The sequence below is a fragment of the Hydrogenophaga sp. genome, from assembly GCF_011390835.1.
Lineage (GTDB): Bacteria > Pseudomonadota > Gammaproteobacteria > Burkholderiales > Burkholderiaceae_C > Hydrogenophaga.
This window is the reverse complement of sequence record NZ_JAABRQ010000004.1, coordinates 23,706-42,102: the sequence shown is the minus strand read 5'-3', so window position 1 is coordinate 42,102 and position 18,397 is coordinate 23,706. Positions and strand designations below refer to the sequence as shown.

At 66.9% G+C, this 18,397-nt stretch carries 12 protein-coding genes; 6 read left to right on the top strand and 6 right to left on the bottom strand.

Annotated features, from left to right (window positions below; all coding sequences use genetic code 11):
• The first annotated feature begins 27 nt into the window (after positions 1-27).
• The gene (locus tag GPT34_RS04135) at positions 28-1,041 is read left to right on the top strand and encodes a fumarylacetoacetate hydrolase family protein (RefSeq protein ID WP_291009968.1); all 1,014 of its coding nucleotides are present in this window, start codon (positions 28-30) and stop codon (positions 1,039-1,041) included.
• 13 nt (positions 1,042-1,054) lie between these two features.
• On the opposite strand, the gene GPT34_RS04130 is transcribed toward GPT34_RS04135, so the two are convergent.
• The 4 genes from GPT34_RS04130 to GPT34_RS04115 form a co-directional block, all read right to left on the bottom strand.
• Positions 1,055-2,212, bottom strand: a complete 1,158-nt coding sequence (locus GPT34_RS04130) for an ABC transporter substrate-binding protein (protein WP_291009966.1) — start codon at positions 2,210-2,212, stop codon at positions 1,055-1,057.
• Positions 2,213-2,442: 230 nt separating this feature from the next.
• Positions 2,443-2,886, bottom strand: coding sequence for a VOC family protein (locus tag GPT34_RS04125; RefSeq protein WP_291009964.1), 444 nt, complete (start codon positions 2,884-2,886; stop codon positions 2,443-2,445).
• A 48-nt stretch (positions 2,887-2,934) separates the two neighbouring features.
• On the bottom strand, positions 2,935-3,384 hold the full coding sequence (locus tag GPT34_RS04120) for a hypothetical protein (protein WP_291009963.1): 450 nt from the start codon (positions 3,382-3,384) through the stop codon (positions 2,935-2,937).
• Positions 3,385-3,411: 27 nt separating this feature from the next.
• Entirely contained in the window at positions 3,412-3,798 is a 387-nt protein-coding gene (locus tag GPT34_RS04115) for a TraR/DksA family transcriptional regulator (protein ID WP_291009961.1), read from the bottom strand.
• Positions 3,799-3,933: 135 nt separating this feature from the next.
• Here GPT34_RS04115 and GPT34_RS04110 point away from each other — a divergent pair, with 135 nt between their 5' ends.
• The 3 genes from GPT34_RS04110 to GPT34_RS04100 are packed head-to-tail and all read left to right on the top strand — an operon-like array spanning position 3,934 to position 7,318.
• The gene (locus tag GPT34_RS04110; RefSeq protein WP_291009959.1) at positions 3,934-4,773 is read left to right on the top strand and encodes an enoyl-CoA hydratase/isomerase family protein; all 840 of its coding nucleotides are present in this window, start codon (positions 3,934-3,936) and stop codon (positions 4,771-4,773) included.
• A 49-nt stretch (positions 4,774-4,822) separates the two neighbouring features.
• The gene (locus GPT34_RS04105) at positions 4,823-5,962 is read left to right on the top strand and encodes a PhaM family polyhydroxyalkanoate granule multifunctional regulatory protein (RefSeq protein WP_363356225.1); all 1,140 of its coding nucleotides are present in this window, start codon (positions 4,823-4,825) and stop codon (positions 5,960-5,962) included.
• A 42-nt stretch (positions 5,963-6,004) separates the two neighbouring features.
• Positions 6,005-7,318 carry an FIST N-terminal domain-containing protein gene (locus GPT34_RS04100; RefSeq protein ID WP_291009957.1) on the top strand — a complete coding sequence of 438 codons (1,314 nt, stop codon included), beginning with the start codon at positions 6,005-6,007 and terminating at the stop codon, positions 7,316-7,318.
• Positions 7,319-7,341: 23 nt separating this feature from the next.
• On the opposite strand, the gene GPT34_RS04095 is transcribed toward GPT34_RS04100, so the two are convergent.
• Together GPT34_RS04095 and GPT34_RS04090 are read right to left on the bottom strand one after the other, a co-directional pair.
• On the bottom strand, positions 7,342-8,109 hold the full coding sequence (locus GPT34_RS04095) for a ProQ/FinO family protein (protein ID WP_291009955.1): 768 nt from the start codon (positions 8,107-8,109) through the stop codon (positions 7,342-7,344).
• 208 nt (positions 8,110-8,317) lie between these two features.
• On the bottom strand, positions 8,318-9,049 hold the full coding sequence (locus GPT34_RS04090; RefSeq protein WP_291009953.1) for a helix-turn-helix transcriptional regulator: 732 nt from the start codon (positions 9,047-9,049) through the stop codon (positions 8,318-8,320).
• A gap of 291 nt (positions 9,050-9,340) precedes the next feature.
• Between GPT34_RS04090 and GPT34_RS04085 the strand changes: the two genes are divergently transcribed.
• Both GPT34_RS04085 and GPT34_RS04080 read left to right on the top strand, forming a co-directional pair.
• Positions 9,341-11,299: an MFS transporter gene (locus GPT34_RS04085; RefSeq protein WP_291009951.1), complete on the top strand. Its 1,959-nt coding sequence runs from the start codon at positions 9,341-9,343 to the stop codon at positions 11,297-11,299.
• Between the two features lie 667 nt (positions 11,300-11,966).
• On the top strand, positions 11,967-18,386 hold the full coding sequence (locus GPT34_RS04080) for a hypothetical protein (RefSeq protein WP_291009949.1): 6,420 nt from the start codon (positions 11,967-11,969) through the stop codon (positions 18,384-18,386).
• Positions 18,387-18,397: the final 11 nt, after the last annotated feature.

Sequence of the window (18,397 nt, the reverse complement as noted above, 5' to 3'; positions counted from 1 at the left end):
CAGGGCGCGAGGCCCGAAGGAACCACCATGAAACTCGCCACTTACAAAGACGGATCTCGCGATGGTCAGCTGGTAGTGGTCTCGCGCGACCTGTCGACCGCGCATTATGCGACCGGTATTGCGCACCGCCTGCAGCAGGTGCTGGACGACTGGAACTTCTTGGCGCCGCAGCTTGAGGACCTTTACCTCACGCTCAATCAGGGCAAGGCGCGCCACGCCTTCCCGTTCGATCCCGCCTTGTGCATGGCGCCGCTGCCTCGCGCCTACCAGTGGGCCGACGGCTCGGCCTACATCAACCACGTGGAGCTGGTGCGCGCGGCGCGCAACAGCGAGGTGCCCGAGACCTTCTACACTGACCCGCTGATGTACCAGGGCGGCAGCGACGACTTCATCGGCCCGCGTGACGACGTGATCGTGCCCAGCGAAGACTTCGGCATCGACTTCGAGGCCGAGATTGCGGTGGTCACCGGAGACGTCGCCATGGGCTGCACTCCCGAGCAGGCGATCGACAGCATCCGCTTGCTGATGCTGGTCAACGACGTGTCGCTGCGCAACCTGATCCCCGCCGAACTGGCCAAGGGCTTCGGCTTTTTCCAGAGCAAGCCAGCCAGCGCCTTCGGCCCGGTGGCGGTCACGCCCGACGAGCTGGGCGACGCCTGGCAGGGCGGTCGGGTGCATTTGCCGGTCGCCAGCATCTGGAACGGTCGTCAGGTTGGCCTGTGCGATGCCGGTCCCGAAATGACGTTTCACTTCGGCCAGCTGATCGCGCACATTGGCAAGACGCGAAACGTGCGCGCCGGCTCGGTCATCGGCAGCGGCACGGTGAGCAACCGCGGCATCGAAGCCGATGGCAGGAAAACCTGGCCCAAGGGCTACAGCTGCATCGCCGAGAAGCGCTGCATCGAAACCATCGTCAATGGCCAGCCCAGTACCGAATTCATGAAGTTCGGCGACACCATCCGTATCGAGGTGAAAGGCAAAGATGGCCAGAGTGTCTTTGGCGCCATCGACCAGAAGATCGCGCCGCTAAAGCCGGTCTGAACCCGCGCCGGGCTCAGCTGCGGATCTTGCCGCCAGCGGTGATCATCGACAGCTCGGCGTAGCTCGACGCCACGTGGTTGCTCGGGCTGAACGACACGTTGAAGCCACCCATGGACCAGCCGCGGATGCTCTCCAGGCCGGCAATCAGGGTGTCGCGCGAGAGCCGCCCGCTGGCGCGTCGCGCGCCCTCTGCCATCAGTTTGGCCGCCATAAACCCTTCCATGCTGGAGAAGTTGGGCTGCACCTTGTTGCCCCCTTCGTTGATGGCGGCGAGGAACTCGCGTGTGATGGGGCGCGAGGCGCTGTAGGGCGTGGGCACGACCTGGCTGATGGCCACGCCGGCACCTTCAGGGCCCAGCGTATCGGCCAGTGCCTGCGTACCGACAAAGGACACGTTGTAAAAGGTGCCACCAAAACCCGCCTTGCGCGCTGCGCGGATGTAGGCCGCACACGACGCGTAGGCACTGATCTGCACCACCGCATCCGGCCTGGCGGCGTTGATGATGTCCACCGCTTGCGCCACGTCAACCGTGTTGCGCTCCACCGTGGCTGTGGCCACCGGCTTGAGCGAGCGCGCGGCTAGCGCCAGTGTCACGCCGTCCAGACCCGCCTTGCCATAGGCGTCGTTCTGGTGGAACACCGCGATCTTGTTCAGGCCCAGGTTGGTCAGCTGCCGCACGATCAGCGCCGTCTCGTCGTTGTACGAGGCGCGCATGTGGAAAGCAATGCGGTTGAACGGGTTGCGCAGGCCCATAGCGCCAGTGAAGGGCGCGAAAAAAATCGTTTCGGCCTTGGTCGCCAGCGGTAGCGCGGCCACGCTGGTGGGGGTACCGATGTAGCCGAACAGCGCAAATACATCGTCGGCCAGCAGCTTGCGGGTGTTTTCGGCGCAGCGGTCGGGCTCGTAGCCATCGTCGAGCTGGCGAATCTCGATGCTGGTGCCGTTCAGGCCACCCTTGCCGTTGAGCTGATCGAAATACAGCTTGGCCCCGGCGTGGAACTGGATACCGAGCTGGGCGGCTGGGCCGGAGAAAGCGGCCGACTGGCCCAGCACCAACCGGTTGCCCGACTGCGCGCGCAAGCTGGGCGCACCGAGCACCGCTGCGCCGGCGATCAGGGCTGTGAAGCGACGACGGGAAACCGGAACCTGGGGTGTTGAAACTGCGGGCATGGATCGATCGAATGGGCTGCAAACGCCTCTGGTCTCAGCCAACGCGGGATGCGTGGCAGACCCACCGGGCATGGAACTGCGATGCTATCGCCGTGACCCTTGATGTGCCGGCTCTCTGGCCGCTGAATGGCGCCGTTTGTCGAACCGCTGGTTCTCTGGTGCGGCTGGTTAAGACCTAGGTATTCGTTTGGCGCCGCTCGCTGCTCGCCTTTGTGCCGTAGGCACCGTGCTCAGTGCGCAAAGATGGCTTCGGTCGAGGCATAGCCCTTGATCTCGATCGGGTTGCCAAAGGGGTCGCAGAAGAACATGGTCCATTGCTCGCCCGGTTGCCCCTCGAAACGCACCTGGGGCGGCAGCACGAACTCGGTACCCGCTGCCTTCAGGCGTTCGGCGACGGCCTGCCAGGCGGGCAGCAACAGCACCAACCCAAAGTGGGGCATGGGCACCAGGTGTTCCCCGACACGACCGGTGCGCGTGGTCTTGAACGGTTCCCCCAAATGCAGCGAAATCTGATGGCTGAAAAAGTCGAAGTCGACCCAGGTGTCGGTGCTCCTGCCTTCGGTACAGCCGAGCACGCTGCCATAAAAACGCCTCGCCTCGTCCAGATCGGTGACGTGGAAGGCGAGGTGAAACAGGCTTCGCGCCGGCAGTTCGGTGGGAGAGGTCGCGTTCATTGGCGCAGGATATCAAACCCACCGATTGCCACGGGTATTGGCGCGGCCTCAGCGCTGGGACGGATCGGCTGCGCGTTGGTCGTACTTCAGGAAGTACTTGCGCGCCATCGCCACCAGCTGAGGATCGCTCGGATGGTCGCAGGTCACCACGTCCACGATAGCCTGATCCACTGCCTTGTCGTGTCGTTGGCAGTGCGCGCGGAATTCGGTTTTGGCCTCGGCGGGCCCGGTGACCAGCACCTCGTGCACCCCGACCAGTGCCTGCGCGACCGAATGGTAGAAGTCCTCGTCGGTGTTGTCGTGGCCGCCGCTCCCGGAGTGGTGGCCGGTGGCCGACGGTCCGCGACCGTGTTTCATCCCATGCGATCCGGCATGGCCGCCCGTGGCGACGTGATGGCTGCGCGATTTGATGCGCTGCGATTCCACATGTTCACGATCGAACATCAACACATGGGCTTCTCGGCGGTCGATCCAGACAATGGCGTGGTAGGTGGTCATGTGATGCCTTTCAGTCGTTGCAATTCTTCAATAGGTAGCGGTGTGTGAGCCGCCTTGCGCCTTCTCCAGCTTTTCCTGGCAGGCCACGCAGCGCATTGCCGTGGGGTTGGCGTGCAGGCGCGCGGTGCCAATGTCGACACCACAGTCCAGGCAAAGGCCAAAGCTACCGTCGGCCACGCGCTTGAGCGCTTCGTCGATGGCCACCAGCTCGGCGGACTCTCGCTCTTCCAGCGCAATGCTCAGGTCACGCTCCGCATCAGCCTTGGCCCAGTCGTCGCTCTGTTGTTCACGAGCTTCGGCGGCCGCCTCCGCGCGGCTGATCGCGCCACCACGTTGCTCGCGCAATTGCGCGAGCACATCGATGCGCATCTGTCGCAGTTGCTGGGCAAAAGTGTCTGAAATGGGCTGGTTCATGCATATCTCCTAGTGAATCAAACTCAACTTTATGGTGCGCCTGACCGCTGGTTGGCGTGTTGACGCACATCAAGCCCAGGACCCCACCGGCCACGCGGCAGAATGGTTGGCAACGATTCACTCTTGGAGACCTTGATGACCGCCGTCGACTACAGCCGCTACCAGACCTTGCACATCACCCGCCGCGGCCCGCCCGTGAACGGGGTACCCAGCGTGCTCGACATCCAGATGCGGGCAGATGGTCCCGGTGGCAACGGCAAGCTGCCGACCGCGGGTCATGAGGGCCACTGGGAGCTGAGCGAGATCTGGCGCGATGTGGGGCGCGACGACACGGTGCGTTGCGCCGTGCTGCGTGGCAGTGGCCTCGGCTTTTCCGGCGGTGGTGATCTCGCGCTGGTGCAGGACATGGCGAGCGACTTCGAGGTGCGCACGAGGGTCTGGAAAGAAGCGCGCGATCTGGTCTACAACGTGATCAACTGCGACAAACCCATTGTCAGCGCCATGCACGGCCCGGCGGTGGGCGCGGGCCTGGTGGCAGGACTGCTGGCCGACATCTCGATTGCCGCGAGGAGCGCCAAGATCGTCGACGGCCACACCCGGCTGGGCGTAGCCGCGGGTGATCATGCTGCCATCGTGTGGCCGCTGCTGTGTGGGCTGGCCAAGGCCAAGTACTACCTGATGCTGTGCGACCCCATCAGCGGCGAAGAAGCCGAACGCATCGGCCTGGTCTCGCTCGCGGTGGACGAAGACCAGCTCATCGACAAGGCCTATGAAGTGGCCGACCGCCTGGCCAGCGGCAGTCAGACTGCCATTCGCTGGACCAAGTACGCGCTCAACAACTGGCTGCGCCAGGCCGGCCCGGCGTTCGACACCTCGCTGGCGCTGGAGTTCATGGGTTTTGCCGGTCCCGACGTGCACGAAGGTGTGGCATCCTTGCGTGAAAGGCGTACCCCGCGCTACGGCGTGGATGGCTGATCCCGGCGCGCCGGCAGATCCATCACAAGACCCACCAGGAGACTCCCCCATGAGCGACACACCCGGCAGCGGTTTCGGCAAGTTTGTGCCCGGCTTCGAATTTCTGCAAAACCTGGCTGGTCAGGCCGCCAGCGGCGTGGCGCAAGGCCTGGGCAACAGCCTGCCGCAGCTGCCCAACCTGGGTCACTGGGTTGCGCCCACCTTCAACGTGGAAGACCTGGAAAAACGCATCGAAGAGCTCAAGGCGGTGCATTTCTGGCTCGACCAGAACGCCAAGGCCCTGGGCGCCACCATCCAGGCCCTGGAGGTGCAGAAGATGACGCTGGCCACGCTGCAAGGCATGAACTTCAGCCTGGGCGATGTGGCCAACGCACTCAAGATCAAGGCAGCCGACACGGTGGCCGGATTCACGGGTGCCGCGGTGCCCGCACCGAGCAACTTTGCGGGTCTGGAAGTGCCCGCTCGCACCTACGGCAGTTCGCCGGTGGTCGGATCACCTCAGATGCCGCAACCCAGCCCACCGACCCCCGCACCAGCCGAAAGGGCCGCCCCCCGCAAGACCAGCGGCAGCAACAAGGCCGCAGCCGTGCCGGCCGGTGGCGTTGTCGATCCCCTGCAGTGGTGGGGAGCGCTGTCACAGCAGTTCCAGCACATCGCCACCAATGCCATGAAAGACGTGGCCAAACAGACGGCGCTGGATGGCACGCGCAACGCGGCCAGCGGTCTCACCAGCCAGGCGGTGAAGACCGCCACCGGCGTGGCGGGCGCGGTCACTCGGGGCATCACCGGCACCGTCTCGCGCAACGTCGGCGCCGCCGCTGGTCTGGGCCAGGCCGCAGCGCGCGCCGTCACCAGCCGCCGCGCCCCGGCCAGCCCGGCCGCGCCTGTCAAGAAAGCTGCCAGCAAGAAAAAGGCGCGGGCCAAGAAGGCGCCAGCGCAGGAATCGCCTGCGGCCGCGCGCCGTGCCCGCTCGGCACCGACCCAGCCGCTGGGCAAGGGCGAGTGGCCGCTGCCCACCGCCTTCTTCCAGGTGCCGGGGTTCAACCTCGGTGGCGCTGGCGACGATGCGCCGGCCCGTCCTGCTGTCAAGAAAAAACCCGCGGCCAAGCCCCGCAAGGCGGTCGCCAAAAAATCGGCCACCACGAAATCCCCTGCGCGCAAGACCTCCACCGCTCGCGCGAGGCGCTGACGCCGGCACGAACCTTCCGGACCCGCTGTGGTCCGATCCTGAATGAACCTGTTTTCTCACGCCCACGCCACGCACCCGCAGTGGCGCATGGCCGCCGCCATGGTGCTGGCCCAGCTTCGCGCCCAGATGGCGCTGCCCGATCACGCCGCATCGCCCCCGCTGGCCCTGCTCTACATCACCGACCACTACGCGGATGAGGCTCAGGCCATCCTCGAACACCTGAGCGCCGAGCTGCCCGAGGTGACCGACTGGGCGGGCACGGTGGGTGTCGGCATCGCGGCCAACAACGTGGAGTATTTCGACGAGCCTGCCATGGCCGTGATGCTGTGCGACCTGGCGCCTGATCAGTACCGCGTGTTCAGCGGCGTGGCGCCGCTGTCGGCCAGCGGGCGCGAGGCCGGCAGCGACGGCTTCGAGGCCCACACTGCGCTGGTCCATGCCGATGGCGGCACACCCGAAGTGGCCGAGCTCATCGCCGAGGTCGCCGACCGCACTACCAGCGGCTATGTGTTCGGTGGCCTGTCGAGCAGCCGTGGCGCAGTGGCGCAGTTCGCGGTCGGTAGCGTCGGCACGCTGCGCGGCCAAGGTGCCGCCAGTGGCGTCTTCAGAGGCGGGCTCAGCGGCGTGGCGTTTTCGGCTTCGGTCGGCATGGTATCGCGGGTGACCCAGGGCGCACAACCGGTGGACCGCGAGCGCCGCATCACCGAGGCCGAGGGCAACCAGGTGTTCAGGCTCGACGGCGAGCCGGCGCTTGACGTGTTGCTCGATCGTTTCGAGCTCTCGCTCGACCGCCTGCCACAAACCGTGGAGCGCCTGCGCAGCCTGCTGGTGGGGCTGCGCGAGCCCGAAGAGCCGAGCAACCGCCCCGGCCCGCGACCGGCGCTGCGGGTGAAGGGCCAGTTCGGGGCCGATGTGCTGGTGCGCCACATCATCGGCCTGGACCCCACGCGCCGCAGCATCGCCGTGGCCGAGCGGGTGCCTGAAGGCGGCTACCTGGCGTTTTGCGAGCGCCACGCGCAGGCGGCCCGGGCCGACCTGATGCGCGTTTGCGCCGAGGTGCGCGAGGAGCTGGAACCCGAAGAGCTGGGCATGACCCTGGCCACCGCCATGTCGGCCAGCGAATCAGATGCCACGCCGCAGGGCGCGCGGCGCATGGTGGGTGCGGTGTACGTCAGCTGTGCGGGACGGGGTGGTCCGCACTTTGGTGCACCCAGCGCCGAAATGCAGATCGTGCGCCACGCGCTGGGTGACGTGCCCCTGGTGGGCTTTTTTGCTGGTGGTGAGATCGCCCACCACCGGCTCTACGGCTACACCGGCGTACTCACGGTGTTCACCGCCCCAGTCGAAGCGGCCTGAACACCCCCATCACCTCAGCGGGATCAGGTCTGCGGTTTGATGCGCGCCCGCGCCCGCGCCCGCTCCAGCGTGCGGTTGGCGTCGAGCACGTGCAAGCCGTACATGTCGGCGAACTCGGCCAGCGTCTTGCCGCTGGCTTCGAAGGCGCGCAGCAGGGCTTCATCGCGCGCGCTCTGGCCGACCGCAGCCTCCAGCGCGTCGTGGGTGATCTGGTTCACCTCCTCGTCGCGCCCGTTCACGCGCTCGGCATAGGCCTCGCGCGACAAGCCACTGGCTTCAAACGCCTGCGCGATGCGCTGGCGCAGCTTGGGCCGCAGATCTTCGCGGCTGCGCGCGCCGCGGCGGCGAAACACCTCGATCAGCGCGTGGTGCACCTGCTCGGGCGTGAGGTCTTCCACCGGCTGGCCGCTTAGGTCGTGACGCGGCTGGCCCGAGGCCACCACGGTGAGGTAGCGGCTGGAGCGGGCGTGTTGCGCCAGCGCGGCCTTGAGCTCGTCGCGCGTGAGCACCTCGGGGTGGGCGGCGAGCAGGTCTTCAAAGATGCCCCGCTTGAGCGGGCGCAGGTTCTCACCGAACAGTGCGGGGTAAAGCGTGGCAAGCTGGTCGAGCAAGGGGTGATGCCGCGCCGGCGCAGGCCCTGCCGCGCGCTGTGTGCGGCGCCCCGCAGGGCGGCCACCCTTGCCGGCTTCGGCCTGGCGTGGCGCGTGCTCGGCACCAGCAGACTCTGAAGCTGGGTTCTCGGCGGGTGCCGGTGCGGCGTTGTCGGGCGTGTCGTTGGCGATGGCGTTCATGGCGGAGCAGAAAGAAGAGAGGCCCATTTCCCGGGCAAGCCCGACATCATGCCAGCCTGCGCGATCGACGTTCAATGGAGATCCGGTGGCCATGGCGGGTGCAACGCCGCAGCCCGAGCAGGCGAGCCCCGCCAAGGCACCGCGGAATCGGCTCCGCCAAGCCGCCAGTGCCGCCCCACTTGGGGAGCGACGCGACGCGGCGCGAGGGTCACCTTCTGATCGCTGTGAAGGCTTCAAATTCCCAGCTGCGCATGCCCAGCACCAGCGTGTAGCCCTCGCGGTCCTTGTCGGCCAGCTTCTGGTCGGTCTGGTGCTGCTGCGCAAAATCTTGTGCCACGCGCTGCAACCGCTCCATGAACATCGGCGCCAGCGTGCGGCTCACCGAGCCGTGCACCAGCAGCAGGCCTTCGCCCTTGCCGTCAAAGCCGCCAGCGAAATAGTCGAGCAGGGCGTGGTCGCGGAAGTAGTTCATGACGGCGCCGTGTGGGCGCCAGCGGAAGGTCTTGGCGAGTTTGAGACGGTAGCGATTGAGCGCGCGCAGCTCGATGATGCCGATTCGGTCCAGCTGCACCAGGTACTTCACGCACTCGGCCTCGCTCAGTCGGTACTGCGCGGTGATCTGCTCCAGCGTCCATTGGCTCAGCACGCAGATGGCCACCAGCAGCAGCTTTTTGTCGGCCACCACCGCGCGCTCCTGCTCGGCGGTCATTTCGGTGAGCAGGGGCTGCGCGTCGGCCACGCGGCGGGCGAGTTCGGCGAAGTCGAGCTTGAGTGCGCGGCAGATGGCGTCGACCCGCGAGAGCGACATGTCGCCCTTGGCGAGCATGCGCTTGACGCTGGACTCAGCCATGTCCAGCGCCAGCGCGAGGTCGGCGTAGGTCATCTGCGCGGCCTTGAGCTCCTTTTTGATCGCGGTCACGAGGTCGGTGGTGGTGCTCATGGGGGAAACGCAGTTTCGGTATCGGATGGCGATACCCGGGGTGGATGATGAGCCCACTGTATCGGATCGAGCGACCCGATCCCCGCGCTGCCGGGCAGACTGCGGCGCATGTCATCCAGCTCTGAGCACGCTTGTGCGTCGTGCCCGACCGCCAGGCCGAACCCCGCTGCCACGCCGTCGCCCGCCTCTGGCACGCGCGCGGCCATCCGTCAGAATGCGCGAGCATGGGCGGGGTCTGCGGTTCGCCAGGTCTTCACCACCCACCCCATCAAGCCACCGGAGAAACCAACCATGAGCCAAGCCAGCGTCAGCGCCGCGGCCACCCACGGCGCCAGCGCCGCCCAAGCACACGAAGGCGGCCAGTTCGCGCTGATGAAGCAGCGCCGGTTTGCGCCGTTTTTCTGGACCCAGTTTCTCGGTGCGGCCAACGACAACCTGTTCAAGTTCGCCTTCACCGTGCTGGTGACCTACCAGCTGCAGGTGCAGTGGCTGCCGGCCGATCTGGCGGGGCTGGTGATCGGTGCGCTGTTCATCCTGCCGTTTCTGCTGTTCTCGGCCACCAGCGGCCAGCTGGCCGACAAGCTCGACCGGCGCGACATGATCGTGTGGCTCAAGCGCGCCGAGATCGGCATCATGGCGCTGGCCGCCTGGGCGTTTTTTGTGCAGAACATCCCGCTGCTGCTGGCCAGCATCTTCTTCATGGGCCTGCAGTCCACCGTGTTCGGTCCGGTGAAGTTTGCCTACCTGCCGCAGCACCTGAGCGAGCGAGAGCTCACCGGCGGCAATGGCATGGTGGAGATGGGCACGTTTGTGGCGATCTTGCTGGGCAATGTGGCGGGCGGTCTGATCATTGCGGTGCCCGAGATCGGCGCGCACCACGTGGGTTTCACCTGCGTCGGCCTGGCCATCGTGGGACGCCTGGCGGCGCACTACATTCCGGCTTCACCGGCGATGGACCCGGCCCTCAAGATCAACTGGAACCCGATCACGGAAACCTGGGCCAACCTGAAGCTGGCGCACGAAACACCGGTGGTGTTCCGCTCGGTGCTCGGCATCAGCTGGATGTGGTTTTTCGGCGCGGTGTTTCTGAGCCTGTTCCCGGCCTTCGCCAAAGACGTGCTGCATGGCGACGAGCAGGTGGCTTCGCTGCTGCTGGTGGTGTTCTCCATCGGCATCGGCACCGGCTCGCTCTTGTGCGAGGTGCTCTCGCGCCGCCATGTGGAGATTGGCCTGGTGCCAGTGGGTGCCATCGGCATGACGGTGTTTTCGGTCGACCTTTATTTCGCCACTCGCGGCCTGCCGCCTGCCAGTGGCCTGGGTCTGGAGGCTTTTCTGGCCGACGCGGCGCACTGGCGCGTGCTGGCCGATCTGGCCTTGCTCAGCCTGTTCGCCGGTCTGTACAGCGTGCCCATGTACGCGCTGATCCAGATGCGCAGCCAGCCCACGCACCGCGCGCGCATCATCGCGGCCAACAACATCCTCAATGCTCTGTTCATGATCGCCAGCGCGGTGATCGCCGGCGCATTGCTCCAGGCCGGTTTCACCATCCCGCAGATGTTCCTGTTGGTGGGGCTGGCGAATGCGGTGGTGGCGTTCTACATCTTCCTGCTGGTGCCCGAGTACCTGCTGCGCTTTGTGGCCTGGGTCGCCTCGCGGCTGGTGTACCGCTTCAAGGTCAGCGGCGACGCGCACATCCCCACCAGGGGCGCGGCGGTGCTGGTGTGCAACCACGTGAGCTTTGTCGACGCGGTGCTGCTCATGGCCGCCAGTCCGCGCCCGATCCGCTTCATCATGGACCACCGCATCTTCAAGGTGCCGGTGCTCGGCTGGTTGTTCAAGTTGGCCAAGGCGATCCCGATCGCGCCGCAGAAAGAAGACCCGGCGGCCTACGAAGCCGCGTTCGACGCCGCTGCCCAGGTGCTGCGAGAGGGCGACCTGCTGGCCATCTTCCCCGAAGGCGGCATCACCCGCGACGGCACGCTGCAGCCTTTCAAGGCCGGCATCATGAAAATACTGGAGCGCGCCCAGGCCGATGGCGTGCAGCCCCCGGTGATCCCCATGGCGCTCACCAACCTGTGGGGCTCGTTTTTCAGCCGGGTGGAAGCGCGCGACGGGGAGCCTACCGCCATGGTGCGGCCGTTTCGCCGCGGGCTGTTCAACCGGGTAGGCTTGAACGTGGATGCGCCGGTGGCGGCGTCTGCGGTCACGCCCGAAGGCCTGCGCGAGCGGGTCGCGGGACTGATGGCTTGAACTTACCTGCACGGGCCACCGCTTCAGCGCGCGCAGCGCTCGGTGAAGTGGTGGGTGTCGATTCCTCCCTCTGAATCGCGGATTCGGCAAGTCCGCAATTACCCAGGGGAGCATCCCTGTTACACATGTTACCTTGTGTGTCCGCAGTTCAGATTGCGGTGAACAGTTTCAGGGCTTGAATGCCCCGTCTGTGTTGGCTGATTGATCGGGATCCAGTCCCGTTTCTCGCGCTGACCTGTTTGAAGCATTCGGGTTGCCTGTGTTGTCCGGGCTTGGTAAGCGGCGTCAGCAAAGGCGCAGCCCTCCCAAGGCCCCTGATTGGCGCATGGACTCTTCTAGAACGCCATCAGGGGTGCAGATGCCAGTTTCAAAAAAATCCAGTTCGGTCCATGTTGCTTGGGCTGCCACCGCACCAACGGCGGGCGTCACACGCCATGCGCTGACGTGTTGCGCCCGCGGCGCCATCGCTCTGCTGCTGACTCATGGAGCGGCGGCCCAGGCGGGGTGTACGGAGACGCTGGACTCGATCAACACGATTGATTGCAGTGGCGATCTCTCGGCTGGCGTTCCGTATGCACTCGTGGGCGGCCGTCGGCTTGTGGATGTGGAGGGCTTTCCCTTTCCAATTTCCTGGTACTTTTCTTCACAGGAGCTGGTCGTCCAGGGAATGACGACGACGTTGCGGCCAGCGACCGGAGTGCCAGGCGTCTTTCTTTACAGCAGCGGCTTAGACGGGCCCGATGGCGGCGCATGGCAGAACGGAGATCCCGGTGGTACGCCGACCCCGATCACGGTCCGGCGCAGTGGCGGCTCCATCGTCACCTCGGGCCAGCAGGGCATCGCAGCGCTGAGCGTGGGCGGCAGCGGCGGAGACGGCGGCGGCGGTGCGGGCGCCAACTCTGGTCATGGCGGGAATGGCGCGGCCGGTGGCGCGGTGAAGGTGGTGAACTTTGGCGACATCACCACCTCGGGGGACCTTTCCAACGGCATCCTGGCCGCGAGCATCGGCGGCGATGGCGGCGACGGTGGTGGCGCCTATGTGGCCGGCTCACCGGGGCGCGGCGGCCTGGGCAGCTATGGCGGCGAAGTCAATGTGGCTCTGGCAGGCGGCACGATCACCACCACCGGCGCGAAGTCGGCCGGTATTCGCGCGGTGAGCTGGGGCGGGAGCGGCGGCCAAGCAGGGAGCTGCGGCGGCCTGTGCTTCACAAGCCCCAGCGGTGGCGGCACCCAGGCGGGTGGCAAGGTGGGTGTGGTCACCTTCTCGCTCAGCCAGATCCATACCTCAGGCATTGGTGCCTACGGCGTCTACGCGCAAAGCCTGGGTGGGCGGGGCGGTGCTGGGGGCAGCATCAGCCAGCTCGGTCTGTTCGGATACGGAACCGACGGCGGCGGTGGCGGCGACGGGGGTCTGGTGGACATCACGACCCGTGGCACCATCACCACGACCAACCACTTCGCGCACGGCATTTACGCCAACAGCGTGGGCGGTGGCGGCGGCAATGGCGGCGACAGCGACAACTTGCTGTCATCGCTGGGTGGCAACGGTCTGGCCGGTGGCAACGGCGGTGAAGTGAAGGTGACGAACAGCGGCGCCATCACCACCGGGGGCATTTGGTCGCGTGGCATCTACGCCCACAGCGTGGGCGGCGTCGGTGGCAATGGTGGTGACACGTTTGGCCTGGCATCCCTGGGTGGCAGTGGCGGAGGTGTGGGGACCACCTGCGTACTGGCCGGTGCCTTGTGCTGGCCCGGTGGCGCGGTCGATCTGGGCAAGGGCGGCCAGGTCACGGTGGACAACACCGGCAACATCCGGACCACGAATTACGGCGCCAACGCCATCTTCGCCCAGAGCGTGGGCGGCGGTGGTGGCAGTGGCGGCATGAGCCTGGGCTTGCTCTCCATTGGCGGCAGTGCCTCGGGCGGGGGCAACGGTGGGCAGGTGACGGTGCGCAACAACAGCCAGACGCTCAACACCGGTCTGGCGGATGCCGCTGCCATTTACGCACAAAGTGTGGGCGGCGGCGGTGGCCAGGGCGGTGACAGCGTGGCTGTAGGCCCTTACATCAGCTTGGGGATCGGTGGCCGCGGCGGCGCAGGCGGCGATGGTGGTGCGGTGGACGTGCAAAGCGGCACCGGCTCGATCACGACCACGGGCGACCGGTCGGCCGCCATTTTTGCGCAGAGCGTGGGCGGTGGCGGTGGCGATGGCGGCTTTGCCATCAGCGCCGCCGCCGGCAAAGAGTTTTCGTTCAGCGTGGCGCTGGGCGGCGACGGCGCGGGTGGCGGCAACGGGGGCGCGGTCCAGGTGCGCAGCGCCAGCAGCATTGCCACTTTTGCCGATGACGCGGCGGGCATTCAGGCGTCCAGCGTGGGCGGCGGCGGCGGCAATGGGGGCTTCAGCATTGCGGCATCGGCGTCGCTCGGCTACAGCTTTGGCGTCAGCATTGGTGGCTCAGGTTCCGCAGGCGGTACCGGTGGCGCGGTGGCGGTGGGCCTGGAAACGGAACAGGTCACCGGCACCATCAAGACCTACCAGGAGCGCTCTGCGGGCATCAAGGCGGTGAGCGTGGGCGGTGGTGGCGGCGACGGCGGCTTCAGCATCGCGGCGGGCGCGGCCAAGGCCGGGGCCTTCACGTTCAGCCTGGGTGGCAGCGCCGGCGCTGGCGGCATCGGTGGCGCGGTCGACGTGTTCAGCGCGGCCGACATCACCACCAAAGAAATCAGCTCCTACGGTATCTTGGCACAAAGCGTGGGTGGCGGTGGCGGCGTGGGCGGCTTCAGCGTGGCCGGTGGGTTTTCAGCCGGGCCGACGGTCAACGTGAGCATTGGCGGCGCCGGTGGCGACGGCGGCACGGGTGGCGCGGTCAACGTGGGCACCGGTGTGGCACCGATTGCGGGCAACATCACGACCGAAGGCAAAGGGTCGTCGGGCATTCAGGCCGTTAGCCAGGGTGGCACCGGTGGCGCGGGCGGTTTCAGCGTGGCCGGCGGCATGAGCAAGGATTCCGGCAGCATCAGCTTCAGCAAGGGCGGCACGGGCGGCAACGGCGCCACCAGCGGTGAAGTCTGGGTGGTCAGCGAGGCTGTCATCAACACCCGCGGCACCGACGCCTCGGGCATTTTTGCCCAGAGCCTGGCCGGCAACGGCGGCAATGGCGGCTTCAGCGTGGCTGGCGGCCTGACCAGCAAGGGCGGCATCAACGCGAGCTTCGGTGGCGACGGTGGCGCGGGCGCACAGGCCGCTTTGGTGCTGGTGTCCAACCGCGGCACCATCACCACCGCGGGACAAAACGCCAAGGGCATTGACGCCAGCAGCATCGGCGGCAACGGTGGCAATGGCGGCTTCAGCGTGGCTGGCGGCCTGAGCTTCAGCGGCGCGGCCAAGAACATCGAAGCCTCGTTTGGCGGCGGTGGCGGCGACGGCGGCTTGGGCGCGCAGGTCCTGGTGCTCAACAACGGTGTGATCAGCACCACCGGTGAAGACGCCAGCGCCATCCATGCCCAGAGCATCGGCGGCAACGGCGGCAGCGGCGGTTTCAGCGCGGCGGGCGCGCTGGCCTTCGGCAGCGAGAACCCGCAAGATCGCCGGATCAACCTCGCCTTCAGCCTGGGCGGCGGCGGCGGCAACGGCAACGTGGGCGGCGCGGCCAGCGTGCTCAACAACGCTGGCCTCAACACCAGCGGCGACAACGCCCACGGCATTTATGCCGAAAGCGTGGGCGGCGGCGGTGGCTCGGGCGGCAACAGCCTGACGGCGCTGATCGGTGCGTCCGGCACCGCCAAGGCCCAGACCATCAACCTTAGCACCGCCATTGGCGGCAAGGGTGGCGAGGGCAACAACGGTGGCGTGGTCACCGTCAGCAGCCAGAAGGCGGTGGCCACCACGGGTTACGGCGCCCACGGCATTTACGCCCAGAGCATCGGCGGCGGCGGCGGTGACGGTGGCAAGGCCAACACCTTGTCGATGGTGCTGGACCAGCCGTGCGGGTTCGACAAAGCCTGCAAGAAAACGGCCAAGGCCAACGAGGCAAACAACATCAATGTGCAGGTGGCCGTGGGCGGCAACGGCGGTGGCGCCAGCGACGGCAACCTGGTGCACGTCATCAACTCGGGCACGATCACCACGCAGCGCGCGGGTGCCAACGGCATCATGGCCGAAAGCATTGGCGGCGGTGGCGGCAACGGCGGTAGCGGCACCAAGGGGCTGGGCATCACCGAAGTCGACGTGGCCCTCGGTGTTGCCGAACTGGCGGGTGGACGCATCGGCAAGGTGCAGGACATGAACGTCCAGGTCGGTGGCAACGGCGGCGCCAGCGGCAATGGCGGCGAAGTCCGCATTCAGAACACCGGCGCCCTCACCACGCACGGCAGCGTGTACGTGATCAATGAAGACGAGGCGGTGGAGCAGACGCGCGAGGGCGGCTACGGCATCTTCGCGCACAGCGTGGGCGGTGGCGGTGGTTACGCCATCATCGACGGCCTGCTGGTGGCTTCGGGGAACGGCGGGGCTGCGAATTCGGGCGCCACCGGCAAGGTGGGCGTGGGCGGCGCAGCAGGGTCGGCCGGCAATGGTGGCACCGTGACCGTCGCCACCTCGGGCGCCATCACCACCTCGGGCAGCGGCGCGCACGCCGTCTGGGCAGAGAGCGTGGGCGGTGGCGGCGGTGTGGCCGGCAACGTGAACCGCTTGGCCATTCCTGTGGCGCTGGGCGAAGTGTTGCCCAGCGCTCTGAGCGAAACCACCTTCGGGCTGGGCCTGGGGTTTGGCCGGGGCGGTGGCAACGGCGGCAACGGCGGCGATGTGGCGGTGGTCAGCGGGTCGGCCATCACCACCCACGGCCTGGGCGCCTACGGTATCTTCGCGCACAGCGTGGGCGGCGGCGGCGGCGCGGCGGGCGATCCGGGCAATTTCGGCATCAGCAAGGTGTTCTACGGCAGCACCGGCGGCCTGGGCTCGGCCGGTGTGGTGGATGTGCAGCAGACCGGCGACATCACGACCTCGGGCGCCATAGCCCACGGCATCGTGGCGCAAAGCGCCGCTGGCACGGCCGGCTCCATGGTCAAGAAGGTCTGGGTCGATTTCAACCCCTTCGACGCCCCCAACTCGGGTGGTTTCTTTGACACCGGCCTGACCCACGACTTCAACGGCAAAGGCGGCGCAGTGAACGTGACGCTCAATGGCAACGTCACCACCTCGGGCCTGAACGCCATCGGCATCCTGGCCCAGTCCATAGGCGCAGAGTCGGCGGGCAACATCACCATCAACGTCGAGGGCGGTTCGGTCAACGGCGGCAGCGGCGTGGGCGCCGGCGTGGCCTTCATGGACGGCAACAACAATGTGCTGACCAACCGCGGCAGCATCGCCGCGCTCAGCGGACTGGCTGTGCGGGGTGAGGTGGGCAATGAGCGCGTGGACAACTTCGAATTGGTCACCGGTTCGGTCGACCTTGGCACGGGCAGCAACGCCTTCAACAACGGCACCACCGGCCTGTTCAATTCGGGCAGCAACGTGGCACTGGGCGCGGGCAACCTGCTGCGCAACCAGGGCACGATCGCCCCGGGCGGCATGGGTGTGGTGCAGCGCACTGCTGTCGTGGGTAATTATTTCCAGGCCTCAACGGGTGTCTATGCGGTGGATCTGGACCTGGCTTCCCTCACCGCGGACAGCATGACGGTCACGGGCAACGCACAGCTCGCGGGCGCGGTCAATGTGGGCATCGTCAACCGCGTCGTGCTGCAGCCAGGCGCGCACAGCTTTGCGCTCGTTACCGCCGACGGCGGCTTGAGCGGCAACTTCTCGACCGCGAACCTGCCCACGGCGACCGCCGTGCTCAGCTACGGTCTGGACTACACCGCCAATGCCGCGCAACTGCAGGTCACGGCCCAGGCTTTTGATGCCGTGCTGGCGCCCGGCACCACCTCGGTCGTGGGTGGCGTGCTCAGCGGCATCGATCCCGCGTCGATGTCGGCCGACCTTCAAAGCGTGTTGATCGAACTGCAATCCTTGCCCGATGCCCAGTCGGTCGGCAACGCGCTCAAGACCCTGGGCCCGGAGGCGCACGACAGTGTGACGCGGGCCACCTCCATCGGTCTTGACGCCAACAGCAGCCAGCTGTCCTCCCGCCTGGGTGGGCTGCGCACCTCGCGCTCGGGTGCGACGCGCTCGGCTGATGCCTTCGTGCCGGTTGTTCTGGCCGCCACCGGCGATGTCAATTCGCTCATGGATGGTGCCAGCAAGGCCGTTGCCCCCCGGCATGGGCTGTGGCTTGAGCCGTTCGGCAAAACGGGTACCCAGGCCGATGAGGCGGGTGGCTTCACGGGGTTCAAGCTGCGCTCTAACGGTCTCACCGTGGGCTACGACCAGGCACTGGGCGAGCACTCGGTGGTGGGCGCCGCATTCGGCTACGCGCGCACCCGGCTGGACTTCAACGGGCAAAGCGCCCGGGGCGAAATCGGGAACCACGCGCTCTCACTGTATGGCAGCTGGGACAAGGACGGCCAGTACGTGCAGGGCATTCTTTCCTATGGCAACGTGAAGTACGAGCAGAGTCGCACTGTGATCGTGGGCGGCATCAGCCGGGTGGCAGTCAGCCAGCACAGCGGCAAGACCGTGGCGGCGGACCTGGAGGCGGGATTCATGTCTCCGTCGGGCAACTGGAGCCGCGGTCCCTATGCCGCTGCGCGCTTGGCCTCGATCCGCGAGGAGGCCTTCAGCGAAACCGGCGCAGGTGGTCTTAGCCTGCTGATGGCGGGCAAGAACACGGACACCCTGAATGCTGAGCTGGGCTTTCGCGCCGAGCACGCCAGCGCCGCGGGCAACGGGGATCTGGTGGTGGGCTTGACGGCTGCGTGGCTGCATGATTTTGCGATTGATGACCGGACGCTGTCAGCTTCGTACGACGGTGCGTTGGGCAACGCCTTTGCAATACCCGGGCTGCCAGCCGCTCGCAACGGCGCAAAGTTGGGCGCCTCGCTGAGCTATGTGGACCAGGCCGGATGGATGGCCGCGTTGCGCTACCAGTTCGAGGTGCGCGAAGGCTTCCGCAGCCACGGGCTGGCCGGGGAAATGCGCCTCAGCTTCTAGCCCCCAAACAG